We start from the raw sequence: 24,045 nt of genomic DNA on the forward strand, positions 1-24,045 counted from the left end.
TCCCGGCTTTTTTCATACGGACAGACATACATACAAATGCGTAGAGCAGGAGATTTCATGCGCCCTTCCATCCACCGTACCGCCCTCGCCGCCTTGCTGGCCGCCGCCTTCGTCGCGCCCGCCGCCACCTGGGCCCAGAAGCGCGACAACGTGCTGTTCCAGGCCGCCACCGACGAGCAGCCTGCGGTGATCAAGACGCTGGAGAAGCTCGTCAACATCGAGACCGGCACCGGTGACGCCGAAGGCATCGCCGCCGCGGGCAACTACCTCGAAGCCGAGCTCAAGAACCTGGGCTTCACCGTCACGCGCAGCAAGTCGGCCGGCCTCGTGGTGGGCGACAACATCGTCGGCAAGATCAAGGGCCGCGGCGGCAAGAACCTGCTGCTCATGTCGCACATGGACACCGTCTACCTGAAGGGCATCCTCGCGAAGGCGCCCTTCCGCGTCGAGGGCGACAAGGCCTACGGCCCCGGCATCGCCGACGACAAGGGCGGCAACGCGGTCATCCTGCACACGCTCAAGCTGCTGAAGGACTATGGCGTGCGCGACTACGGCACCATCACCGTGCTGTTCAACACCGACGAGGAAAAAGGCTCCTTCGGCTCGCGCGACCTGATCCAGGAAGAAGCCAAGCTGGCCGACTACGTGCTCTCCTTCGAGCCCACCAGCGCCGGCGACGAGAAGCTCTCGCTCGGCACCTCGGGCATCGCCTACGTGCAGGTCAACATCACCGGCAAGGCCTCGCACGCGGGTGCCGCGCCGGAGCTGGGCGTGAACGCGCTGGTCGAGGCGTCCGACCTGGTGCTGCGAACGATGAACATCGACGACAAGTCGAAGAACCTGCGTTTCAACTGGACCATCGCCAAGGCCGGCAACGTCTCGAACATCATCCCCGCCAGCGCCACGCTGAACGCCGACGTGCGCTACGCGCGCAACGAAGACTTCGACGCCGCCATGAAGACGCTGGAAGAGCGCGCGCAGCAGAAGAAGCTGCCCGAGGCCGACGTCAAGGTGATCGTCACGCGCGGCCGTCCGGCCTTCAACGCGGGCGAAGGCGGCAAGAAGCTGGTCGACAAGGCGGTGGCCTACTACAAGGAAGCCGGTGGCACGCTGGGCGTTGAAGAGCGCACCGGCGGCGGCACCGACGCCGCCTATGCGGCGCTCTCGGGCAAGCCCGTGATCGAAAGCCTGGGCCTGCCGGGCTTCGGCTACCACAGCGACAAGGCGGAGTACGTGGACATCAGCGCCATCCCGCGCCGCCTGTACATGGCCGCCCGGCTGATCATGGATCTCGGCCAAGGGAAATAAAGTCCATGAATCCACGTCGATTCATATGCCTAAGACCATCCCGTGCAGCGCTTGCCGGTCTGGTGGCAGGCACTTTGTTGGCGTGCAATCTAGCTCATGGCGAGACCATTCGCATTGGCGGATTGACAGCTGAGGTTCTCGGAGAGCTGCTCTACGACAAGTCACGGCATCTGATGGTGTGGCCAGACCGGATGGACGCTGGAGAGCGTGCCCAAGCCGACAGCGACATGGTCTTCGTATTTCGTGAACAGGTGATCGCTTGCGGCGGCTTTCTGGATCAGCTGGGAAAAGACTCGCCGTCCGATGCGGGGCTAAGCGCAGACATTCGAAAGATCGAAGTTAATGAGCACATGGATGCCTACTACAAACGCGCATCCATTCTGTCGACGCTTCGCTCCCACGTGCCCTCGCTCGACAAGAAGGCCGTCGAATTCGTCAGCGCCCACTTTGTGGAAGCGCTGGTAACGCTTGCGAAAGGCAACTGGACGTTCTTACCTGCATGCACATCGAAGGCGTTCATCGTGGAGTATTCAAAGTAAAAGGGGCCTGCGTTGCCAGGCCATGAAGGATTGAAATGCTGTTGACCCCTGACCAGGAAGCCATCCGCGACGCGGTGCGCGATTTCTCGCAAGCCGAACTCTGGCCCAACGCCGCGAAGTGGGACCGCGAACACAGTTTTCCCAAGGAAGCCCATCAGGGCCTCGCGGCGCTGGGCGCCTACGGTATCTGCGTGCCCGAGGAGCATGGTGGCGCGGGCCTCGACTACCTCACGCTCGCGCTGGTGCTGGAGGAAATCGCCGCCGGCGACGGCGGCACCAGCACCGCCATCAGCGTGACCAACTGCCCGGTCAACGCCATCCTCATGCGCTACGGCAACGCGCAGCAGAAGAAGCAGTGGCTCGAGCCGCTGGCGCAAGGCCGGATGCTCGGCGCCTTCTGCCTCACCGAGCCGCAGGCCGGCAGCGATGCGTCGAGCCTGCGCACCACCGCGCGCAAGGACGGCGACGGCTACGTGATCGATGGCGTGAAGCAGTTCATCACCAGCGGCAAGAACGGGCAGGTCGCCATCGTCATCGCGGTGACCGACAAGGGTGCTGGCAAGCGCGGCATGAGCGCGTTCATCGTGCCCACCGACACGCCCGGCTACAACGTCGCGCGGCTGGAGGACAAGCTCGGCCAGCACAGCAGCGACACCGCGCAGATCAACTTCGACGGCTGCCGCATTCCGCGCGAGAACCTGATCGGCGCGGAGGGCGAGGGCTACAAGATCGCGCTCGGCGCGCTGGAAGGCGGGCGCATCGGCATCGCCGCGCAGAGCGTGGGCATGGCGCGCAGCGCCTTCGACGCCGCGCTGGCCTACGCCAAGGAGCGCCAGGCCTTCGGCGGCTCCATCTTCGACCAGCAGGCCGTGGGTTTCCGCCTTGCCGAATGCGCGACGCAGATCGAGGCCGCGCGCCAGCTGATCTGGCACGCAGCCAGCCTGCGCGACGCCGGTCTGCCCTGCCTGAAAGAGGCCGCCATGGCCAAGCTGTTCGCCAGCGAGATGGCCGAGCGCGTGTGCAGCGCAGCCATCCAGACGCTGGGCGGCTATGGCTACGTGAACGACTTTCCGCTGGAGCGCATCTACCGCGACGTGCGCGTGTGCCAGATCTACGAAGGCACTTCGGACATCCAGAAGCTGCTGATCCAGCGCGCGCTGGCGTGACGTGAGCGCGCGCCGAGGGCGACGCCCGGGCTGGTGGTACGCCGCGGCATTCGTGCTCGCGGCATTGGCCGTCTGGAGCTTCGCCGTCGAGCCACGCTGGGTGGCCGCGCGCGTCGAGCCCCTGAGCTCGGCGCAATGGCAGGCGCCCGCCGGCCTGAAGGTCGCGGTGGCTGGCGACTGGCACCTCACATCCCGCTCGGCATGGCGCATCACCAGCGTGGAGCGCGCCGCGCGCATCATCGACGAGATCAACGCCGCGCAGCCCGACGTGGTGCTGCTGCCCGGTGACTTCCTCGCGGGCACCGGCGAGGACGACGAGCCCCTGCCCATCGAAGACATGGCCGCCGTGCTCGGCAAGCTGAAGGCGCCGCAGGGTGTGTACGCGGTGTTGGGCAATCACGACTGGTGGCACGGCGGCCAGCGCACCGCAGAGGCACTGGCCGCGCAGGGCATCCGCGTACTGGAGAACACTTCGGCGCGCCTGCCCGGCCACGACATCTGGGTCGCCGGCATCGGAGACCATTCGACCGGCCATTCGGATCCGATGCGCGCGCTGGCCGGCATCCCCGCCGATGCGGCGACGCTGGTCATGATGCACGACCCCTTCAGCTTCGCGACCATGCCTCGCACGCGAGGCCTCGTGGTCGCCTCGCACACGCATGGAGGGCAGGTGAGCATTCCCGGCTACGGCGCGCTGATCGTGCCGGGCGCCGCCCCGCGCGAGTGGGCCTATGGCTGGATCGCGCACAAGGGCCGGCGCATGTACGTCACCAGCGGGCTGGGCGTCAGCATCCTGCCGGTGCGCTTCAACATGCGACCCGAGTGGGTGATGTTCCGGTAGAGCTGCGGGCAGCCTCTGCCGCCTGTCATCGGTTTGGATGACAGACAGGCGCCGCGCGCCGGCGCACCATGGCCGCCTCTTTCCCGGAGGCCTTTGCCATGACCGTTCAGAAATCCATTTCCCTTGCCGCTCGGCTGGCCCTTGTGCCGTCCGCCGTCGCTCTCGCCCTCTCCGCCCAGGCCCAGCCGGCGACGCCCGACATCGCGACGCTGACCGCAACAGAAGCCGTGCGGCAGCTGTGCGCAGGCACCGTCACCAGCGAGCAGCTGACAGCCGCCTACATCGCGCAGGCCAAGGCGAAATCGAACCTCAACGCGTTCATCACCCTCGACGAGGCCGGCGCGCTGAAGCAGGCGCGCGCCGCCGATGCGCAGCGCAAGCGCGGCGGTGCCTGCAAGCCGCTGGCGGGGCTTCCGGTGGCCATCAAGGACAACATCCAGGTGCAGGGCCTGCCCGCCACAGCCGGCACACCGGCGCTCAAGGGCTTCGTGCCTGCCGCCGATGCGCCGGTGGTGGCCAGGCTGCGCGCGGCCGGCGCCGTCGTGCTCGGCAAGACCAACATGCACGAGCTGGCCTTCGGCGTCACCGGCTACAACCCCGCCTTCCAGACCGGCACCGAGGTGGGCGTGCGCAATGCCTACGACGCCAGCCGTATCGCGGGCGGGTCGTCTTCGGGCAACGGCTCGGCACTCGGCGCGCGCATGGTGCCCGCGGCGCTGGGCACCGACACGGGCGGCTCGGTGCGCATTCCCTGCGCATTCAACGGCTGCGCCTCGCTGCGCCCGTCGGTGGGCCGCTATCCGCAGCAGGGCATCGCGCCGATCTCGCATACGCGCGACACCGCCGGGCCGATGGCACAGTCGATGGCCGACGTGGCGCTGCTCGACAGCGTCATCGCCGGCGGCGCACCGCCGAAGCCCGCGAACCTCAAGCGCGTGCGCCTCGGCGTGGTGCCGACCTTCCAGGCGAATCTCGATGCCGACACGCGCGCGGCCACCGATGCCGCGCTCGAAAAGCTACGCGCTGCCGGCGTCACGCTGGTGAACGTCGAGATGCCGAAGCTCATGGAGCTCAACGGCGCCGTCGGCTTCCCGCTCGCGCTCTACGAGGCGAACGACGACATGGCGGCCTATCTCGCGACATACCGCACCGGCATCGACATCGCGCAGCTCACGGCCGGCATCGCGAGCCCCGACGTCAAGGGCACCTTCGAAGCCTTCGTCATCCCGCGCAAGCTGCCGGCGCCCAGCGGCGTGGTGGATGCGAAGCCGGTCTACGACAACGCGATGCGCGTCGCACGCCCCGCATTGCAGAAGCTGTATCGCGACACCTTCACGAAGAACAGGCTCGACGCGCTGGTGTTTCCGACGGTGCCGCGCGTGGCGCTGGCGGCCGCGCCCGAGGCCAGCAGCCCCGAGAACTTCGGCGCGCTGATCCAGAACACCGACCCTGGCAGCAACGCCGGCATCCCCGGCATCCAGTTGCCCTCGGGCATCGGCGCGACGACGGGCCTGCCCGTGGGCCTGGAGCTCGATGGCCCCGCCGGCAGCGACCGCAGGCTGCTGGCCGTGGGCCTCGCGGTGGAGAAGGTGCTGGGACGGCTGCCCGCGCCGAAGTGACTGGCTGCGGCTGTCAGCGCAAGGCCGCCAGCGCCGAGCGGCGCTCGATGCCCAGCTTGTCGAAGATGCGGCGCAGGTAGGTGCGCACGGTGGGCACGCTCACCGCCATGCGCCGCGCGATCTCCTTGTCGGTGAGCCCTTCGCGTACGCAGCGGGCCACCTCCTGCTCGCGCGCACTCAGCAGCGCATCGGAGGAGGCTGGTGCATGCGATGAAGGAATGGCTGTTGCAGCGGCACGCTGTGCCCGCTGCAAGGCACCGATGAACGCCGGCTCGATCAGGTCCAGCAGCGCCTTCTCGTGATCGCCGAAATCGCCGCGCCCCTTGCGGCGCCAGATGCGCAGGTCGCCCAGTGCCCGGTCGCCCTCGAAGGCATGCAGGTTCATGCCCCAGTGCAGGCCGTCGCGCGCGAGGAAGTCGTTGAAGAAGGGCGTGCGCATCAGCTCGCGCTGCGGCATCACCTCGGTCACACGCGTGGCACGGCGGCGCGACTGCAGCACGAAGGTGATCGGGTCGTGGTGCTGGTGCCACTGCGCATAGGTGTCGAGGTTCGCCGGGTCCATGTGGATCGCCACGCGCGAGCCGAAGCTGTTGCCCGCCGCGTTCCAAACGAAGGAGGCGAACTGGTCGGCGTGCAGCAGGTCGAGCAGCGCCTGGCCGAGGCGCTCGCGGATCTCCCGCTCGCCACGGTCGTCCTCGGCCAGCAGCGCGAAGACGCCGCGCAGGGCCTGCTGTTCGGGGGCTGTGAGGTACATCGCGGGCTTTCTCGACGGGCTAGGGCAACGCTATCGTTTAGCAAGCGCCGCGCCAAGGGTGGATGCCCGGGGACCGGGCCGGCCGGTGCGCAGGCGCTGCAGGAGCCCATCCGCCGCTAGCGGCCTTCACCGGCTCCGGGCTTGCCCTGTCGGAGGCTGGGCCGCGGGGTGTTCCAATAGCAGTCTTCATGAGTGCCTCCGTCCCTTTCTCCGGGCCTTGCCCCTGCGGCCGAACCGACCGCCGCGACAAGCCCGTCGCCCATGCCCAATGCTGCGGCCGCTATCTCGACGATTTCGACGGCACGCCCGCGCCCGATGCCGAATCGCTGATGCGCTCGCGCTATTCGGCCTTCGTGCTGGAGCGCGGCGAGTACCTGCTCGCCACCTGGCATCCCTCGAAGCGCCCGGCCTCCATCGAGTTCGAGCCGGGCGTCAAATGGCTCGGGCTGGACGTCCGCGCCCGGTCGGTGCTCGATGCGGACCACGCCGAGGTCGAGTTCGTCGCGCGCCAGCGCGGCCCCTCCGGCGCCGCCACGCGCCTGCACGAGCGCAGCCGCTTCGTGCGCGAGGACGGGCGCTGGTACTACCTCGACGGCGACCTGCGGTAACAACCCGCGGGTTGACGCGCCGGGCCGAGGCTCGCACAATCGGCCCCGCTCCGGGGTGCACGCATGTGGCGTGCTGAGATGGCAAAGCTGCCGACCCGCGAACTTGATCCGGGTCATACCGGCGTAAGAAGAGCTGCACTCCCTGACTTCGGTCCGTCCACCTTCCCGTGACGGGCTTCTGCCGAAGACCACCGAGCGATTGCGGAGCACCCTTTCCTCAACAAGGAGTGCCTCCGATGAATGCCCCCGACAAGTTCACCTCGCTGCTTTCGCTGACGCGCGAGCCCTTTCCCGCGTCGCACAAGTGCGTGATTCCGGGCAGCCGGCCCGACCTGTTCGTGCCCGTGCGCGACGTGCAGCTGACCAACGGCGAGACCGTGTCGCTCTACGACACCTCCGGCCCGTACACCGACCCGAAGGTCGAGATCGACGTGCGCCGCGGCCTGCCGGACGTGCGCGGCGCGTGGATCGCCGAACGCGGCGACACCGAGAGCTACGAAGGCCGCGTGCACCATGCGCTGGACGACGGCGCCAAGAACGAGGACCGCGACGCCCAGCGCCTGGCCGAACTGCGCGCGGGCGCCTCGGCGCTGCAGCGCACGCCACGCCGCGCGAAGTCGGGCGGCAATGTCACGCAGATGCACTACGCACGCCGCGGCATCGTCACGCCCGAAATGGAATACGTCGCCCTGCGCGAGAACGGCAAGCGCGAATGGATGGCCGAGTACCTCGCCAACGAGGAGCGCGCGAAGCGCGTGGCGGGCAACCCGATGGGCGCGAGCATTCCGCGCATCATCACGCCCGAGTTCGTGCGCGACGAGGTGGCGCGCGGCCGCGCGATCATTCCCGCGAACATCAACCATCCCGAAGTCGAGCCGATGGCCATCGGCCGCAACTTCAAGGTGAAGATCAACGCGAACATCGGCAACTCGGCCGTCACCTCGAGCATCGAGGAAGAGGTGGAGAAGCTGGTGTGGGCCATCCGCTGGGGCGCGGACAACGTGATGGATCTTTCCACCGGCAAGAACATCCACACCACGCGCGACTGGATCGTGCGCAACAGCCCCGTGCCGATCGGCACCGTGCCCATCTACCAGGCGCTCGAGAAGGTGGGCGGCGTGGCCGAGGACCTGACCTGGGAGATCTACCGCGACACGCTCATCGAGCAGGCGGAACAGGGCGTCGATTACTTCACCATCCACGCCGGCCTGCGCCTGCCCTTCATCCATCTCACGGCCAACCGCATGACGGGCATCGTGTCGCGCGGCGGCTCGATCATGGCCAAGTGGTGCATCGCGCATCACAAGGAGAGCTTCCTCTACACGCACTTCGAGGACATCTGCGACATCATGAAGGCCTACGACGTGAGCTTCTCGCTCGGCGACGGCCTGCGCCCCGGCTCGGGCGCCGACGCCAACGACGAGGCCCAGTTCGCCGAACTGCGCACGCTGGGCGAGCTCACGCAGATCGCCTGGAAGCACGACGTGCAGACCATGATCGAAGGCCCGGGCCATGTGCCGATGCACATGATCCAGTCGAACATGGACGAGCAGCTCAGGCACTGCCACGAGGCGCCCTTCTACACGCTGGGCCCGCTGACCATCGACATCGCGCCGGGCTACGACCATATCGCCAGCGCGATCGGCGCGGCCATGATCGGCTGGGCCGGCACCGCGATGCTGTGCTACGTGACGCCGAAGGAGCACCTGGGGCTGCCCGACCGCGACGACGTGAAGCAGGGGATCATTGCCTACAAGATCGCCGCGCACGCCGCGGACGTGGCCAAGGGGCACCCGGGCGCGCGCTCGCGCGACGACGCGCTGAGCAAGGCGCGCTTCGAGTTCCGGTGGCAGGACCAGTTCAACCTCGGCCTCGACCCCGACACGGCGCGCGAATTCCACGACGAGACGCTGCCCAAGGATTCGAGCAAGGTGGCGCACTTCTGCTCGATGTGCGGCCCCAAGTTCTGCTCGATGAAGATCACGCAGGAAGTGCGCGAGTACGCCGCGAAGAAGGGCGTGGCCGAGGATCAGGCAATGAGCGAGGGCATGGAGGAGAAGTCGAAGGAGTTCATGGCGGGCGGGGGTGAGATGTACATCCCCATCAAGGCCGTGTCCTGAAGCGTTGACCCCGGGGCCGGGGCGCCCCGGCCTCAGTTCCAGCGTGGAACCGCTTCGTCCTTGAGCTGCTGCCGCAGCACGTCGTAGTCGGGCACCACGCTCTCCACGGTCTCCCAGAAGCGGTGCGAGTGGTCCATCACCCGCAGGTGGGCCAGTTCGTGCGCCACGACGTAGTCGATCACCGGCAGCCGAAAGTGGATCAGCCGCCAGTTGAGCCGGATCGACCCGTCGGCGCTGGCGCTGCCCCAGCGCGTTGCCGCGTTGGACAGCGACAGCTTCTGCCACTGCACGCCGAGCAGCGGCGCGAAGTGGTCCAGCCGCTCGATGAACAGCTTGCGCGCCTGCCGCATGAGCCAGGCCTGCGCGGCGTCGCGGATCTGCGAGGGCTCGGCGTTCTGCGAGACGGCCAGCCGCAGGATGCGCGGCGCGCCTTCCTCGGTGGCCGCGTCCAGCGTGCCACCGACGCTCGCGAAGCCGTGCTTGGGATCGAGCCGCATCACGACCGGCTCGCCCAGGAACGGGAAGGCTGCGCCGTCCTTCCATTCGATGCGCGTGGCTTCCACGCGCGCGAGGCGCTGTCGCGTCTCCGTGAGCTTGCGCAGGATCCAGTCCGACTTCTCGTGGATGGCCGCATCCACATCGCGCAGCGCCACCCAGCGCGGCGCGCGCACCGACAGCCCTTCGGCCCCCACCAGGAAGCCGATGGTCTTGCGCTTGCCGCGCTTGAATTCGTAGGCCACGCGCGCGGAGCCCAGCACCACTTCGCGCGTGGCCTGTGGGTGCGCGAAGTTCGCGAGCGTCAGCGTGTCGGCCAGCGGCACCGCGGGCGGCGCATCCGGATCGACGGGCGCGGGAGGAAGGATGGCCGCGTCCGGCAGCACGGAAGGCGGTACCGCCGGCTTCGGCTTCCTCGGACGGCGCGGACGTGCCGGCGCGGGCGCCGGGGGCGCGAACTCGCTCCCCAGCCCCTCGAACAGGTCCATCGTGAACCGGAGCAATCCCCCCATGGCGGGCCTTCTGGTTTCTGTCGCTCTACCGGCGGCCTGCGCCCGTCAGCTCACCGCTTCCTGACGGGCGGGCCGGGAGGGGCTGTTCGCGTAGGCCTCGGGGTCGAGGCGGCGCATCTCGGCCTCGATCCACTCCTCGACCTCGCGCATCAGCTCGTCGGGCTTGCGGCCCACGCTGGGAATGGCCGGGCCGATGGACACGTCGACCACGCCGGGGCGCTTGATGAAGGCCTTGCGCGGCCAGACCTTGGCCGAGGTCACGGCGATCGGAATCACCGGCACGCCGGTCTCGCAGGCCAGCCGCGTGCCGCCGCTCTTGTAGGTGCCCTTCTGCCCGCGCGGGATGCGCGTGCCCTCGGGGAACATGATGATCCAGATGCCCTGCGCGAGCAGCTTGCGCCCCTGGTTCACCACCTTGTTGAAGGCCTGCGCGCGCTGGCTGCGGTCGATGTGGATCATGTCCAGCCGCGCCATCGCCCAGCCGAAGAAGGGGATGTAGAGCAGCTCCTTCTTGAACACGTAGGCCAGCGGGTGCGGCATGAGCGTGGGCATGAGGAAGGTCTCGAGCGTGGACTGGTGCTTCACCAGCAGGATCGCGCCGGCGAGCTTGTCGGTCGGCAGGTTCTCCATGCCGCTCACGCGCGTCCTGATGCCCAGCAGCACCCGCGCGCCGCCGATGGCCCAGCCCAGCCACCGCACGGCCATCCAGTAGAGCGGCACGCCGCGCTTCCAGAGCGAGCTGACGCACATGATGATGCCCCAGGGCACCACGGTGACGAGCATCCACAGTGCGTGGAGAACGGAACGGAACAACGCCATCAGACAGCCACCTGCAGTGCATCCCGCGCTTCTCGCGCGAGCAGAAAATCGACAAAGGCGGCGAGGTCGTCGTGGACCATCGTGTTCGCCGGGTATTCGGAAGGAAGCGGATCCACGCCGCGGCAGGCCGCGCCCATGCCGGTGAGCAGCAGGTGCGGCTCGCAGCCGGCCGCCGCGCCGGCCTGCAGGTCGCGCAGGCTGTCGCCGCAGGTCGGGATGCCCTTGAGATCGATGCCGTAGCGGTCGCCGATCTGCAGGAACAGGCCCGGCTTCGGCTTGCGGCAGTCGCAGTTCTCGTCGGGGCTGTGCGGGCAGTAGAACACCGCGTCGACCTTGCCGCCCACGGCCGCGAGCATCTTGTGCATCTTGGCGTGCATCGCGTTGAGCGAGGCCATGTCGAACAGGCCGCGCCCCAGGCCCGACTGGTTCGACGCGATCACCACGTGCCACCCCGCATGGTTGAGCCGCGCCACCGCTTCCAGCGCACCGGGCAGCGGCGTCCACTCGATGTCGCTCTTCACGAAGTCTTCGCGGTGCACGTTGAGCGTGCCATTGCGGTCGAGGATGACGAGTTTCATGAGCTTTTCCCCGCTTCGATGCTGCGCCGCCCGATCCAGTCGTCGATCTGCGCCACAGGATATTTCGCCCCGTCCAGCAAGGCAGCACGTTCGTGCAGGACGGCGGTGTTCACCAAGTCGAGCCTGAGCAACTCGCGCACGAAGTCGGCATCCTTCTCGCGAGCCGCCACGCACTTCGACAGCGCCAGGTCGTGCAGATCGGGACAGACCACCGTCAGGTCACCCAAGTAGTGAAGACTGGCACGCTGCATCCAGTCGCCGGGCATCACTGCCGTCTCGGGGCCGACGCCATCGGCGTGGTATCCGAAGGTGTCGTCGAAGCTGGACAGTGCGCCGATGGCACCGTCGATCAGATCGGACTTCTCGGGGTGCAGGGCGGGATAGAGATCGAGCTCCCGCGACACCAGCAGGCTCGGCGGTGCATCCTCCAGCAGGAAGAGCAACGCCTGGCTGCCGATCACGACAAACGACTGCTCCTGCGCAATGGCTGCGGCCGCGCGCAGCACATGCTCGGCTTCGCTACGCTGCATGTGTGCCCTGCCGCGCCGCGCGCAGGAGTTCGCCGCGCTCGCGCTGCGTCATGAGGACGCCAACAGGAGAAACATTGCGCAGCGCCACCGCGTGATCGTCGGTACCGCAAGTGGCCTCTTCGATCGCATCGACGCCGGCAGCGAGCATGGCGCGCCACTCGTTCCAGTAAGGATCGGACCGCGTGGCACCGGCCTGCGCCTGCCACCGCTCGAGCGTCGCGGAAACATCCGCGATGCGCGCAGGCTCCGCCCGCAGCCGGGACACTGCAAGGCGATGCGCCTGAAGCAGGAAGTCGTCGATCTGTTGCTGGCGGTTCATGGCCGAATTATCGAGCGCCGAAAATCAGACCGCCAGCCGCTCGAGCTGCGCCACGCGGTTCATCGCGGCGTGCAGCGACATCAGCAGGCCCAGCCGGTTCAGCCGCAGGTCGGCCTGCTCGGCGTTGACCATCACGCCGTCGAAGAAGGCATCGACCGGCTCGCGCAGCGCGGCCAGCGTCTGCAGCGAAGCGGTGTAGTCGCCGGCGTCGAACTGCGCGTTGGCGGCGGGCACGACCTGCGCCATGGCCGCGTGCAGCGCCTTCTCGGCGGGCTCCTGCAGCAGCAGTTCGCTGACGTGCGCGTCGGCCTCGGGAGCCTTCTTGAGGATGTTGCCGATACGCTTGTTCGCTGCCGCGAGCGCTGCGGCGGCCGGCAGGGCAGCGAAGGCGCGCACGGCGGCCAGCAGCTTGGGCACCTCGCCCAGGCGCTGCGGGCGCGGTGCCAGCACGGCCTCGACCTCCTGCGCGCTGGCGCCCTGCTCGCGCAGGGAACCCGCAAGGCGGTCGTAGATGAAGTCGACGACCTGGCCAACGTCCTCCGCTGCCTTGTGCAGCGGGAACTCGCCGGTCTTGCCGATGGCGTCGTCCAGCGCCGTGCGCGCGTCGCTCACCAGCCTGGTCAGCTCCAGCGGCAGGTCTTTCTCGACCAGCATGCGGATCACGCCCAGCGCGTGGCGGCGCAGCGCGAACGGGTCGCGGTCGCCCGTGGGCAGGTTGCCGATGCCGAACATGCCGACCAGCGTCTCGAGCTTGTCGGCCAGCGCCACCACGAGGCCCACGGTGTTGCGCGGCAGCTCGTCGCCGGCGAAGCGCGGCTTGTAGTGGTCCTCGATGGCGTCGGCCACCGATGCGTCGAGGCCGTCGTGCAGCGCGTAGTAGCGGCCCATGATGCCCTGCAGCTCGGGGAACTCGCCGACCATGTCGGTCACGAGGTCGGCCTTGGCGAGCTGGGCGGCCTGCGTGGCATGCGCGGCGAGGGCCGCGTCGCCGAGCTTCTCGGCAATGCCGCGCGCGATGCGCATCACGCGCTCCACGCGCTCGCCCTGCGTGCCCAGCTTGTTGTGATAGACCACCTTGCCCAGCGATTCGACGCGCGAGGCCAGCGACTTCTTGCGGTCCTGGTCGAAGAAGAACTTGGCGTCGGCCAGGCGCGGGCGCACCACGCGCTCGTTGCCGCCGATGACCGCGCTCGCGTCGTCGGGGCTGATGTTGCTGACGACGAGGAACTTGTTGGTGAGCTTGCCTGAGGCGTCGAGCAGCGGAAAGTACTTCTGGTTGGCCTTCATCGTGAGGATGAGGCACTCCTGCGGCACTTCGAGGAACTCGCGCTCGAAGCTGCAGACCAGAACGTTCGGGCGCTCGACCAGCGCGGTCACTTCGTCGAGCAGGGCGTCGTCCTCGATGGGCACCGAGCCGCCGCCGGCCTTCACCGCGGCCGCCGCGAGCTGGCGCGCGATCTCGGCGCGGCGCGTCTCGAAGCTCGCGATGACGGCGCCTTCCTCCTGCAGCTGCAGCGCATAGCTGTTGGCATCGCGCAGCACCACCGGATCGACCGCCGCCTCGAAGCGGTGGCCGTGCGTTTCGCGGCCCGCCTTCAGGCCCAGCGCCTCCACCGGCACCACGGCATCGCCGTACAGCGCCACGAGGCCGTGCGCGGGTCGCACGAAGCTCACGCTGCTCCAGCCCGGCAGCTCGCAGCCGCTTTCGAGCTGGTAGCTCATGACCTTGGGAATCGGCAGCTTGGCGATGGCTTCGGCCAGCGCCTTCTGCAGGCCCTCGGCCAGCGTTGCACCCTTGGCGGTGCTCTCGTAGAACAGGGCTTCGGCCTTGCCGTCCATCGCGCGCTTGAGGCCGGGCACGGCGGAGGCGTCGGCGCCCAACGCGCCCAGGCGCTTCAGCAGAGCGGGCGTAGGCTGGCCCGAAGCGTCGAGGCCCACGGCCACGGGCATGAGCTTCTGCGACACGGCCTTGTCTGCGGCGCGTTCGGCCACGTGCGTGATGTGCGCGGCCAGGCGGCGCGGCGAGGCGTACGGCGTCAGCACCGCACCGGCGTCGGCAAGGCCCTGCGCCACGAGTTGGTCGCGCAGCACGCCGGCAAAGGCGTCGCCGAGCTTCTTCAGTGCCTTCGGCGGCAGCTCTTCGACAAACAGTTCGACCAGGAGGGAGTTCTTGTTCATGGGGGTCGTCATCGCTCAGGCAACCTTTTTCGGCGGGATCTGCGCGACCCACTCGCGCGGCGCCATCGGGAAGCCCAGGCGCTCGCGGCTGTCGTAGTAGCTCTGCGCCACGCTGCGCGCGAGGTTGCGGATGCGGCCGATGTAGGCGGCGCGCTCGGTCACGCTGATCGCGCCGCGCGCGTCCAGCAGGTTGAAGCTGTGCGCGGCCTTCAGCACCTGCTCGTAGGCGGGCAGCGCGAGCTGGGCGTCCATGAGGTGCCTGGCCTGCTTCTCATGCGCGTTGAAGGCGGTGAACAGGAACTCGGCGTCGCTGTGCTCGAAGTTGTAGGTCGACTGCTCGACCTCGTTCTGCTTGTAGACGTCGCCGTAGCTCAGGCCGTCGGTCCAGGTGAGGTTGTAGACGTTGTCCACGCCCTGCAGGTACATGGCCAGGCGCTCCAGGCCGTAGGTGATCTCGCCGGTGATGGGCTTGCAGTCGATGCCGCCGACCTGCTGGAAGTAGGTGAACTGGGTCACTTCCATGCCGTTGAGCCACACCTCCCAGCCCAGGCCCCACGCGCCGAGCGTGGGGTTCTCCCAGTCGTCCTCGACGAAGCGGATGTCGTTCTTCTTGAGGTCGAAGCCCAGGGCCTCGAGGCTGCCGAGGTAGAGCTCGAGGATGTTCGAGGGCGCCGGCTTCAGCACCACCTGGTACTGGTAGTAGTGCTGCAGGCGGTTGGGGTTCTCGCCGTAGCGGCCGTCCTTGGGGCGGCGGCTGGGCTGCACGTAGGCGGCTTTCCAGGGCTCGGGGCCCAGCGCGCGCAGGAAGGTGGCGGTGTGCGAGGTGCCCGCGCCCACTTCCATGTCGTACGGTTGCAGCAGCGCGCAGCCCTTGTCGGCCCAGTACGACTGCAGTTTGAGAATGATTTGTTGGAAAGTCAGCATGGATCTGCGTGAAGGCGGCCGCCCGGCGGGAGAAGACCCCGCGGCGCAACGAACCGGCTATTTTACGAGGCAGCGGGCAGTCAGGAACGGGCCGCTATGCTCCTGCCCTTCCCTTCGAACTCCCAGCCCTGTCGCCCGAACGCCCCACTCATGCCCGTTGACCATGCCGCACTGATCGCCCTGGGAGAGCGCCTCGGCGCCCAGGCCTGGCCCGGATTCCTGGTTCTTCTCGCCCTGCTGACCCTGGTCGCCGGCATCGCCGCATGGGGCTTCGAGCACCTGCGCCGCCGCCGCGCGGCGCAGCCCGAGCCGGGCGCCGGGCTGTTGTTCGGCGGGCTGGCCATCGGTGCGGCGGCGGTGCTGGCGCTGGCCTGGGTATTCGCCGAAGTGGCCGAGGGCCTTGGCAACGGCCGGCCAATGGGCCTGCTGGACGAGACGATCAGCCATTCCGTGGGCGTGAATACGCCACCGGGCGTGCGCGAGGTGTTCTCGTGGCTCACCCACCTTGCCGACCCGATCACCGTGGTGCTGCTGTGCACCGGAGTGGCGATCGCGCTGTGGCTGCGCGGGCACCGCGGCTTCGCTGCCGGCTGGGTCGCGGCCACGGTCGGCAATGCACTGCTGAACCACATGCTCAAGCACATCTTCGAGCGCGCCCGGCCGGTGCATGACTTCGGCTTCGCGCAGGTCTCGGGCTACTCCTTTCCGAGCGGCCACAGCTCGGGCTCGATGGTGCTCTACGGCATGCTGGGCTATCTGGGGCTGCGCATGCTGCCCGCGCGCTGGCGCGTGCCATCGGTGATGGCGGCGACGGCCGTGATCGTCACCGTGGCCTGCAGCCGCATCTTCGTGCGGGCGCACTTCCCGAGCGACGTGCTCGCGGGGCTTTGCTCGGGCGCCGCATGGCTGGCGATCTGCATCGCGAGCATCGAGTACGCGCGGCACCATCGCGGAACGGACCGCCGATAGAAAGAAAAAAAGGCCGCGGCGGCTTTCACCGCTGAGGCCTCGTTCTGCAGAGGGGCGCCATGCGCCCCGGGGGGATCAGTACTCCCAGAAGATGCGCTGCAGTTCCTTGGTGTTGTTGGTCTTGGTCAGGGCGACCATCGCCAGGATGCGCGCCTTCTGCGGACGCAGGTCGTGCGCCACCACCCAGTCGTACTTGTCGTCGGGCTGCTCGGCGTTGCGGATCACGAAGCCGTCGGGCACGCGGGCGCTACGGATCACGATCACGCCGTCGGCGCGGGCCTTCTGCAGGTTCGGAACGATGCGGTCGGCCACCGAGCCGTTGCCGGTGCCGCCATGGATCAGCGCCTTGGCGCCGCTCTTGGCGATGGCGTCGATGGCCACCGAGCTCACGCCCTCGTAGCCCATGGCAATTTCAACCGGCGGCAGCGCGGTGATGCTGTCGATGTCGAACTCCGAGTTCATGGTGTGGCGCTTGACCGGGGCGCGGAACCAGTAGTTGCGGCCTTCGACGATCATGCCCAGCGGGCCCCACTGGCTGGAGAAGGCATTGGTCTTGATGTTGACGTTCTTGCTCACGTCGCGGCCGGTGTCGATGTTGTCGTTCATCGTCACGAGCACGCCCTTGCCCATCGCGTCCTTGCTGCCCGCCACGTTCACGGCGTTGTACAGGTTGAGAGCGCCATCGGCCGACAGCGCGGTGCCCGGGCGCATCGAGCCGACCACCACGATCGGCTTGCTGGTGTGCACGGTCAGCGTGAGGAAGTAGGCGGTTTCTTCCAGCGTGTCGGTGCCGTGGGTGATGACGATGCCGTCCACGTCCGATTGCTTCGACAGCGCAGACACGCGCTTGGCCAGCGTCATCAGGTTGTCGTTGGTGAGGCTTTCCGACGCGACCTGGAACACCTGTTCGCCGCGCACGTTGGCGACCTTGGAGAGCTCCGGCAAGCCGGCGATCAGCTTCTCGACGCCGACCTTGGCGGCCGCGTAGGTGGCGCTGTTGACGGCCGAGGCGCCGGCCCCGGCGATGGTGCCGCCGGTGGCGAGGATCACCACATTGGGCAGCGCCTGCTGCGCCTGCGCGAGCGCGCTGGCGGCCAGCAGCGCGGCGCCGGCCGCGAAGGCACGGAAACGGGGAGAGAGGTACATAAACAACTCCTGTGTTGAATGGAATTTTTCGAGGCGGCGAGGAAGATACAGGAACCATGCCCGCATGCCCTGCCCGCTCATGCCGGCATGGCATGCGGTCATGCCAGGGGTACCGGTGGTATTACCATCGACCGCGCGCACCGCCGCTCGCCCACCCGCCACCATGAACGCCGATCCCGCCGCCCTTCCCGTCTCGACCGCCCAGGAAATGCCCGCGCCCGACGGCCCCCTGTCGCGCGCAAGGCCCGGGCGCGAACGCATCATGGCGGCGATCCGCACCGCGGCGGTCACGGAGTTCAGCCTGCATGGCCTCAAGGGCACCTCGACCCAGGCCATCGCGGCGCGCGCCGGCCTCACCAAGCCCCAGCTGCACTACTACATCGCCGGCAAGGAAGAACTCTACGAAGAGCTGCTGATGCAGGTGCTGCACGCATGGAAGGTGGTGTTCTCCTTCGAGGACGCGAGCGACCCGGCCACGGTGCTGGGCGACTACATCCGCAAGAAGCTGGACCACGCCATCGACAGCCCCGAGATGTCGCGCATCTTCACGCGCGAAATTCTCGACGGCGGGCGCAACCTCGACCGCTACTGGCCCAACGCACGGGCCTGGACGCAGAAGAAGATCGACGTCATCAACGGCTGGATCGCACGCGGCCAGATGCGCCCGCTCGACGCACGCATCCTGCTGATGCACATCTGGGCCATGACGCAGAGCTATGCCGACTACGCGATCCAGACGCGCGTGATGCTCGGCCTGCCGCCCGACGCGCCCTTCGACCGCGAGCCGATCGCGCGCGAGCTGGTGGCCTTCGTGCTGCACGGCTGCGGCATCGAGGCCTGAGCGCCGGCTGCGGTCGTAGCCAATTCTTTCTTCTTACTCCTCTTCCCGCCTTCCTTCCGCTTCCTGCAACGCAGTGACTTTGTGCACTGTGTTCGGTACGCCCGCGCGCCTACCTTCGCACGCTTCGCCGCCCAGCCTTCTTTTTCTTCTTTCGCGGCGGCGAATCACGAACAGACAAACAGGAGTAGAGGATCATGAAAGCGAGATTGTTCTTTGCCGCGCTCGCGACGGCAGCACTGGTGGCCTGCGGCGGCGGCGGGGGTGGCGGCAGCAGCTTCGACCCCGGGCTCTTCAGCCAGATACCCCCTCCGCCGAAGGAGCCGCCGCCAAAGGAGCCGCCACCTGAAGAGCCTGGCCCCGGCACCAATCCGACGCCCGTCAACGCCCACTACAAGTGGGTGACCTTCGAGCAGGACCGCGATCCGGACGTCGATCCGGCCGAGAAGCGCTACGACGACTACATCGCGCTGCTGAACCGCGAAGGCGCCGCGGGCTATCGCTATGTCGAAGGCACCCTGGGCGGCAACATCGTGCGGCTGCAGGACAAGTTCATGGTGGTGAAAGACGTCGACACCACCTACAGCTATGAGTACAAGACGATCGAGCTCGACATCCTGACGCCCGACCTGCTGCCGCGCCTGCTGCAGCAGATGAAGGACCAGGGCGCGCAGGGCAAGGTCTTCGTGCAGCTGATGCCGCAGCTGAAGATCCTGCCGCCGCCGAACAGCAACCCCGTGTTCGGCGTGCTCTACCGCAAGGACATGGGCTCATCGGCCACCTACGACTACAACTCCATCCCGATCCCGACCACCAAGGTGGACATGGTGAATGCGGCCAACGCGCAGGGCGCCAACGGCTTCAGGCCGTGGTTCGCACCCAGCACCATCAACCACGAGAGCGCGTATTTCTTCATCAAGGACCTGAGCAGCCCGGCCCGCTACGAGATGAAGGCCGTGATCAGTCCGCTGAGCGTGGTCGGCGGCGACTTCCCCGACGTCCCGAAACAGATCCGCGAACAGGGTGCGCTGGGCTACCGCCTGCTGAAGGAGCGCTTCCTGACCGACGAGGGCAAGACTTCGAGCTTCTTCCTCTACATGAAGGACCTGACGCAGGCGAGCACCTTCGAGTACGAGTTCCCCAAGGCCAACAACATCTACTTCGGTCTCGATGAAAACAACATCATCCAGGCGAACGAGCAGACGGCCAACGGCCTGCGCTACTTCGGCAACCCGGACGAGCCGATCTTCTTCCGGTCGCTGAACTGCACCGGGGCGCTGTGCCTGTCGCCGGACAACACCGAGATCGGGAACCAGGACTGAGCGCCGAACGACCGGCCGCCGTCTAGAGGCCATGCACGACCCAGGCGCCTGCAGGCGCCTCGGGTATGTGCACGGTGTGCTCGCCGGGCCGGTCGAAGCTGTACTCGCGCCCGCCGATGGTGATCGCCCTCATGTTGGTCCAGACCAGATAGTCGCATCCCTCGGGGGTTCGCGTGGCCTGCAGCACCTGGAACACAGGCGCCACGCTCACCACGAGCCGTACCCGCGCCGTCGCTGTGGCCGGGCCGGCGCTGCTCTCCGCCGCGCACACCAGCGGCGCGAATGCGACCAGCGCAGCCAGGGCGGCGCGCGCCGGTTGAAACCGATTTCCCGTCATGAGGCCCGATCCGTTGTCGTGCGTCGCAAGGACGCGAGGCGCGGGCGCGGCAGGGGCGCCCGGCATCCGGATATCGGCAGGAATGGAAAGAAATGCAGGGCCCGCCGGAGAAACCGGCGACTGGCCGGCGGGCCCGGCCGGTCAGTAGGTCACCGTCACCCGCGTGGCATTGCTGCCGTCGCCGGCTGCAGCACTCGCGGACTGCGGCGAAGCGCCGCCCGCGGTCGCGGCCATCGCGCTGACGGTGCCGTGCAGGGCGGCGCCCAGGCTTGCACGGCCGTCGGCATCGGTGCCAGGCACCATGAAGGTCGCTTCCCCGACCTTGTCGAACCGGTACTCCCGCCCCTTGATGACCACCGACGCCATGTTGGTCCGCACGCGGTACTCGTGCCCGCCGTTCACGGGCCTGATCTCCAGCACCTCGAAGGTCGGGAGCACGTTGATCGTCAGGTTGAAGCGGCCGGTCGCCCTGTTCGCTTCGCGCGCCGGCTCGGCGGAACTCAATTGCAGCGGCAGGGGCAACACGAGCAGCAGCATGCCTGCGGCCGCCAGTGGTGGTGCCGTTCGCGGCGACCGCAGCGCAGCCGCCCTCGCAGTTCGCCTGTTTCCGGGCATGGGAACTCCTATCGTCGCAACCTGGGAGGCATCGGATCGATGCCCAGTCAGGCTTATCGGCAGAGTCGCGGAAAAATGAAGGCCGTGAGGCCCCATTCTTCACACATTCCCGCAATTTGCCAGCGGGCTTCCCGTTTCGCTCGCCCGGGCTCGGCCCGGCCCCGGATTCAGTAGGTCACGGTGACCGTCACGACGTCGAGGTAGCTGTCCGGCCGCACGTTGGTGCTTGCGCCGAGAACGCGGCCATACAGGGGCAGCGTCTGGACCTGGCCGCTGCCCGTACCCCCCATGGTGTTGGTTCCCGAGATGTTGCCCCAGGCATTCGTGCGCCCGGCGTTGCGGTAGAGCTGGTACGGCACCGTGTCCGTGTTGCCGGGCACGCCCCCGGTCGGCGTCATCGCCCCCGCACCATTGGCCACGTTGTTCGACGGCGTCAGCCCGACCGTGTAGGAGGTGGGCGTCGTGCAGGTCACGTAGATGTTGCCGAGCTTGTCGATGTTGGCCCCGCCCGGCAGGCCCGCGACGGAGCCGAAGTTCAGCGGATCGGCCGTGACGACGCAGCTCTTGGAGATGGTGGCGCTGACGATGAAGGCGAACTGGTCCGCCAGCGTCGTGCCGCACGTGGTCGGGGGCGCGTTCGTGCTCGACGTCAGCGTGATCGAGGTGTGGATGCCGGCGAAGTTGTCCTGATAGGAGCCCGGGGGCACAGTGCTCTGGCCCGCGAGCAACTCACCGCGCATCGTGGCGGTGCCCGAGGTGGTGGTGGACCGGGCGGGAATCGCGATGTTGATGGTGAACGGGTTCGGCACCGCGGCGTTGCCGTTCGAGCCCCAGATCGTGCTGCTCGTCCCCTGGTAGAGCTGGAACTTCAGGCTGTCGCCCGCGGTGTTCTTCATGACGCGCGGATTGAAGTTCGTGAGGCCCTCGTTGCCGTCGCCGATGTTGAAGCAGACCCTGGCGTACTCGGTGGTGTTGTTGTTGCCGCTCTTGGTGCAGGTGTAGCTCAGCGTGGCGTTGGCGGGCGTGGCCGTGCCGGCAACCAGGTCGACCGCGCCGAAAGCCACGGCCGTCATCGATGCCGTGCAATTGATCGACGCCTGGGCGCTGCCCGCCGACAGCAGCCACAGCAGCGCGCAAAACATGGGCAGGCGCAGGGCCCGCAGCGTGCGGATCAGAAGACTCATGGCGCCTTGGCCTCCCTGGTGCAGCGCAGCGGCCCGATCTGCGGGACTGCCGCGCCTTCCTTACGATAGTCGAAGCTGGTCCGGCAGACGCCGTTGGGCGTCTGCACGTCGAGCGTGTTGCGGGCCTGCAGCGACTCGAGATACACGGCGCCGTCGAAGCCCACCAGCGCCGGCTCGCCGCCCTGTGCGTTGGCTCGCACGCGACTGCCCAGCGGCAGCGGCTTGCCCGCCTCGTCCACCAGCAGCAGCGCGGCCGCGCTGACCGGCGTGATGCCGAAGCGCACCAGCGTGCCGGCCCGGTCGCTCGGCGTGGCGACCGTCTTCACGCGCTCGATCCTCACGTCGGCGGGCAGCTGCATCGGGTCGATGGACAGCTGGTTGTTCTGGTAGGAGCGAAGCGGCGCCACCAGCAGCATGCCCTTGTCGTCCGTGGTGCCGATGTCGCGGTTTTCCAGCCTCACGGGCACACCCGCGATGCCGTCGGTGGAAACCACCGCGAAGGCGTCGTCGATGCGCCGCGCCGCGAAGGGCTGGCCGCCCATGAACGCGATCGAGCCGGTGGCGCCCGCGTAGGCGAAGCGGTTGTCGCCGAGCACGCTGATGCCGGCCATGGCGCGGCCGTAGCGGCCGAGGTAGTCGATCTCGGCCTGACCGCCGTTCTGGCCGCCGCCCTGGCGCAGGCCCGCTCTCCAGCCGATGCCGCCGTCGCCCGGCATGGAGCTCTGCGCATCGGCGGTGTAGACCGTCTTGCCGTTGTCGCGCTGGACGCCGGCGCTGGCCGTGATGTTGCCGTCCAGCGCCCAGGTGAAGCCGACGAAGAGGCTGCGCTCGCGGCGGTTGTCGAGGTTCTGGTTGAGGCTCACGTTCATCGAGGCGCTCTTTCCGATGGCCCGGAACCAGTAGACGCTGGCCATGCGCGTCGCCTCCTGCGCCGGGTAGCGCAGGTAGAGGTAGCTCAGGCCGAAGCTGCCGAGATCCTTTGTCGTGTAGCCGATGGATGCACGGCCCGAGCCACGGGCCGGTGCGCTGCCGTAGAGCGAGGCGACGTCGCGGTACTCGCCGCGCGTGCGCGTGCCCTCGACCGCGAAATTGAACTGGTTGTCGCGCCAGCTGTAGCCGAGGTTGAGCAGCGAGCCCTGCTCGCCGCGATAGCTGCTGTGCGCCACGGCGCCCGTGAACACGCCGCTCTGCCCGATCAGCCATGCGCCGCCGACACCGCCCTTCACCAGCCCCTTGGTGGTCTCGCCGTGCGCCTCCAGCGTGAAGCTGTTGCTCACGCCGTAGCGCCAGGTGCCGGTGGCGGCGGGGTCGCTGCCGTAGTCGTTCGAGCGAAGGCCGTAGTTCCTGCGCACCATGCCGAGATCGACGGACCAGTCGGACAGGCCCTCCTGCAGCAGGCGCTGCGTGTCGTACAGCGAGAAGTCGAGGGTCGTCGCGCGCCCGAAGGCGTCGGTGAGAACCACCTGGGCATTGCCCGCGCCGTTGATGCTGGGCACCGTGTTCAGCTGGAAGGGCCCGGCAGGGACCTGGCCGGTGTACTGGCGCAGGCCGTTGATGTAGAGCTCCACCTGCGAGGGCAGCGTGGCCGAGCCCAGGAAGGCCGGCAGAGGGGTCGTCGTGCGATAGGGCTGCAGCGAGAAGTTGCGCGAGATCTGGATGCCGCCGATGCGGGTGGAGCGCGACCACGGCAGCGACGCGGTGGTGGTGTCGCCCACGCGCAGCGTCAGCATGTCGTCGGGGAAGGACTGGCTCCAGGTGGTGTCCAGCCGCACGGAGTCGTGCTTCCAGTCTTCGTTGTCGGAGCGGTAGGCGCGCGACATCATGGTGCTGGTGAACACGCTGCTTCCGCTGAAGGCGCGAACTTCGGCCAGCGCGTTGAGGCTGGTGCTGTTGCCGCGGCCCTGCGTGCCGTAGAGGTCGTAGTTCAGCAGCAGGCCGGGCGAGGCGCTGGCCTTGGGGGAGGCGACCGTCGACGTGTTCACCACCGTCGTGGGCAGGCGCAGCACGTCGGCGGGCGCGTTGATGGCGACGCTCTGCCTTGCGGCGTCGTAGGCGACCTTCACGCCGGGAAGGCTGTTGAGCCTCACCGGGTCGGACGCGCCCGGCGGCAGGACGAAGCCCAGTTGCCGCAGGGTGGAGGCGCTGGCCCAGAGCTCGCGATCGCGCAGCCCGAAATGCACCAGCCCCTGGGGGTTGCCGTTGAGGCTCAGTTCCAGGTAGAGGTCGCTCCCGGTCGGACCGGTGAGGTCGCTTTCCGCAGCGGATGCAACCAGCCACGGGCCCGGTCCGGCTGCAGTCTTCTCGGCCTGGGCGTCCAACGACGC

23 protein-coding genes and 1 riboswitch are annotated in these 24,045 nt (G+C 68.1%); of the genes, 10 read left to right on the forward strand and 13 right to left on the reverse strand.

The window, feature by feature from the left end; all coding sequences use genetic code 11:
* Positions 1-57: 57 nt before the first annotated feature.
* The 5 genes from ABL843_RS27765 (at position 58) to iaaH (ending at position 5,473) form a co-directional block, all read left to right on the forward strand.
* Positions 58-1,308 (forward strand): glutamate carboxypeptidase, encoded by a 1,251-nt coding sequence (locus ABL843_RS27765; protein WP_418118062.1) that lies wholly within the window; start codon positions 58-60, stop codon positions 1,306-1,308.
* Between the two features lie 5 nt (positions 1,309-1,313).
* Positions 1,314-1,847 (forward strand): hypothetical protein, encoded by a 534-nt coding sequence (locus ABL843_RS27770; protein ID WP_418118063.1) that lies wholly within the window; start codon positions 1,314-1,316, stop codon positions 1,845-1,847.
* A 35-nt stretch (positions 1,848-1,882) separates the two neighbouring features.
* Positions 1,883-3,013, forward strand: coding sequence for an acyl-CoA dehydrogenase family protein (locus ABL843_RS27775; protein WP_418118064.1), 1,131 nt, complete (start codon positions 1,883-1,885; stop codon positions 3,011-3,013).
* A gap of 1 nt (position 3,014) precedes the next feature.
* Positions 3,015-3,854 (forward strand): metallophosphoesterase, encoded by an 840-nt coding sequence (locus tag ABL843_RS27780; RefSeq protein WP_418118065.1) that lies wholly within the window; start codon positions 3,015-3,017, stop codon positions 3,852-3,854.
* Between the two features lie 98 nt (positions 3,855-3,952).
* On the forward strand, positions 3,953-5,473 hold the full coding sequence (gene iaaH, locus ABL843_RS27785; protein ID WP_418118067.1) for an indoleacetamide hydrolase: 1,521 nt from the start codon (positions 3,953-3,955) through the stop codon (positions 5,471-5,473).
* A gap of 13 nt (positions 5,474-5,486) precedes the next feature.
* Here the strand turns inward: iaaH and ABL843_RS27790 are convergent, their stop codons facing one another.
* Positions 5,487-6,227: a response regulator transcription factor gene (locus tag ABL843_RS27790; RefSeq protein WP_418118068.1), complete on the reverse strand. Its 741-nt coding sequence runs from the start codon at positions 6,225-6,227 to the stop codon at positions 5,487-5,489.
* Between the two features lie 188 nt (positions 6,228-6,415).
* Here ABL843_RS27790 and ABL843_RS27795 point away from each other — a divergent pair, with 188 nt between their 5' ends.
* Complete coding sequence (locus ABL843_RS27795; protein WP_418118069.1) at positions 6,416-6,835, forward strand: YchJ family protein; 420 nt, start codon at positions 6,416-6,418, stop codon at positions 6,833-6,835.
* Between the two features lie 41 nt (positions 6,836-6,876).
* Positions 6,877-6,982, forward strand: a riboswitch (TPP riboswitch).
* An 89-nt stretch (positions 6,983-7,071) separates the two neighbouring features.
* Positions 7,072-8,955, forward strand: coding sequence for a phosphomethylpyrimidine synthase ThiC (thiC, locus tag ABL843_RS27800; RefSeq protein WP_184640924.1), 1,884 nt, complete (start codon positions 7,072-7,074; stop codon positions 8,953-8,955).
* Positions 8,956-8,987: 32 nt separating this feature from the next.
* Here the strand turns inward: thiC and ABL843_RS27805 are convergent, their stop codons facing one another.
* From ABL843_RS27805 to glyQ, 7 genes are read right to left on the reverse strand one after another with little or no spacing between them, the layout of a single operon-like run.
* Complete coding sequence (locus ABL843_RS27805) at positions 8,988-9,962, reverse strand: M48 family metallopeptidase (RefSeq protein WP_260319385.1); 975 nt, start codon at positions 9,960-9,962, stop codon at positions 8,988-8,990.
* A 45-nt stretch (positions 9,963-10,007) separates the two neighbouring features.
* Entirely contained in the window at positions 10,008-10,781 is a 774-nt protein-coding gene (locus ABL843_RS27810; RefSeq protein WP_126023775.1) for a lysophospholipid acyltransferase family protein, read from the reverse strand.
* Entirely contained in the window at positions 10,781-11,359 is a 579-nt protein-coding gene (gene gmhB / locus ABL843_RS27815; protein WP_126023776.1) for a D-glycero-beta-D-manno-heptose 1,7-bisphosphate 7-phosphatase, read from the reverse strand. Before gmhB ends, ABL843_RS27810 begins: the two co-directional genes overlap by 1 nt.
* Positions 11,356-11,889: a DUF6036 family nucleotidyltransferase gene (locus ABL843_RS27820; RefSeq protein ID WP_126023777.1), complete on the reverse strand. Its 534-nt coding sequence runs from the start codon at positions 11,887-11,889 to the stop codon at positions 11,356-11,358. The genes gmhB and ABL843_RS27820 overlap by 4 nt, the downstream gene beginning before the upstream one ends.
* A complete protein-coding gene (locus ABL843_RS27825; RefSeq protein WP_126023778.1) occupies positions 11,879-12,208 on the reverse strand; it encodes a hypothetical protein in 330 nt (109 codons plus the stop codon). Before ABL843_RS27825 ends, ABL843_RS27820 begins: the two co-directional genes overlap by 11 nt.
* A gap of 24 nt (positions 12,209-12,232) precedes the next feature.
* Positions 12,233-14,398, reverse strand: coding sequence for a glycine--tRNA ligase subunit beta (gene glyS / locus ABL843_RS27830; RefSeq protein WP_375792103.1), 2,166 nt, complete (start codon positions 14,396-14,398; stop codon positions 12,233-12,235).
* A gap of 3 nt (positions 14,399-14,401) precedes the next feature.
* Positions 14,402-15,310, reverse strand: a complete 909-nt coding sequence (gene glyQ, locus ABL843_RS27835) for a glycine--tRNA ligase subunit alpha (RefSeq protein WP_184640927.1) — start codon at positions 15,308-15,310, stop codon at positions 14,402-14,404.
* Positions 15,311-15,460: 150 nt separating this feature from the next.
* On the opposite strand from glyQ, the gene ABL843_RS27840 reads away from it, so the two are divergent.
* Positions 15,461-16,279 (forward strand): phosphatase PAP2 family protein, encoded by an 819-nt coding sequence (locus ABL843_RS27840; protein ID WP_184640928.1) that lies wholly within the window; start codon positions 15,461-15,463, stop codon positions 16,277-16,279.
* A gap of 75 nt (positions 16,280-16,354) precedes the next feature.
* Here the strand turns inward: ABL843_RS27840 and ABL843_RS27845 are convergent, their stop codons facing one another.
* Positions 16,355-17,425 (reverse strand): asparaginase, encoded by a 1,071-nt coding sequence (locus tag ABL843_RS27845; RefSeq protein ID WP_184640929.1) that lies wholly within the window; start codon positions 17,423-17,425, stop codon positions 16,355-16,357.
* 163 nt (positions 17,426-17,588) lie between these two features.
* On the opposite strand from ABL843_RS27845, the gene ABL843_RS27850 reads away from it, so the two are divergent.
* Both ABL843_RS27850 and ABL843_RS27855 read left to right on the forward strand, forming a co-directional pair.
* Complete coding sequence (locus ABL843_RS27850) at positions 17,589-18,266, forward strand: TetR/AcrR family transcriptional regulator (RefSeq protein WP_184640930.1); 678 nt, start codon at positions 17,589-17,591, stop codon at positions 18,264-18,266.
* 194 nt (positions 18,267-18,460) lie between these two features.
* On the forward strand, positions 18,461-19,585 hold the full coding sequence (locus tag ABL843_RS27855) for a hypothetical protein (RefSeq protein ID WP_418118071.1): 1,125 nt from the start codon (positions 18,461-18,463) through the stop codon (positions 19,583-19,585).
* Positions 19,586-19,607: 22 nt separating this feature from the next.
* On the opposite strand, the gene ABL843_RS27860 is transcribed toward ABL843_RS27855, so the two are convergent.
* The 4 genes from ABL843_RS27860 to ABL843_RS27875 form a co-directional block, all read right to left on the reverse strand.
* The gene (locus ABL843_RS27860) at positions 19,608-19,922 is read right to left on the reverse strand and encodes a hypothetical protein (protein ID WP_418118072.1); all 315 of its coding nucleotides are present in this window, start codon (positions 19,920-19,922) and stop codon (positions 19,608-19,610) included.
* 141 nt (positions 19,923-20,063) lie between these two features.
* The gene (locus tag ABL843_RS27865; protein ID WP_418118073.1) at positions 20,064-20,459 is read right to left on the reverse strand and encodes a hypothetical protein; all 396 of its coding nucleotides are present in this window, start codon (positions 20,457-20,459) and stop codon (positions 20,064-20,066) included.
* A gap of 245 nt (positions 20,460-20,704) precedes the next feature.
* Positions 20,705-21,721, reverse strand: a complete 1,017-nt coding sequence (locus tag ABL843_RS27870) for a spore coat U domain-containing protein (RefSeq protein ID WP_418118074.1) — start codon at positions 21,719-21,721, stop codon at positions 20,705-20,707.
* On the reverse strand, positions 21,718-24,039 hold the full coding sequence (locus ABL843_RS27875; RefSeq protein WP_418118075.1) for a fimbria/pilus outer membrane usher protein: 2,322 nt from the start codon (positions 24,037-24,039) through the stop codon (positions 21,718-21,720). The genes ABL843_RS27870 and ABL843_RS27875 overlap by 4 nt, the downstream gene beginning before the upstream one ends.
* Positions 24,040-24,045 lie beyond the last annotated feature (6 nt).

Origin of the sequence: Variovorax sp. 350MFTsu5.1 (assembly GCF_048302515.1) — a bacterium.
In the GTDB taxonomy this organism is placed as follows: domain Bacteria; phylum Pseudomonadota; class Gammaproteobacteria; order Burkholderiales; family Burkholderiaceae_C; genus Variovorax; species Variovorax guangxiensis.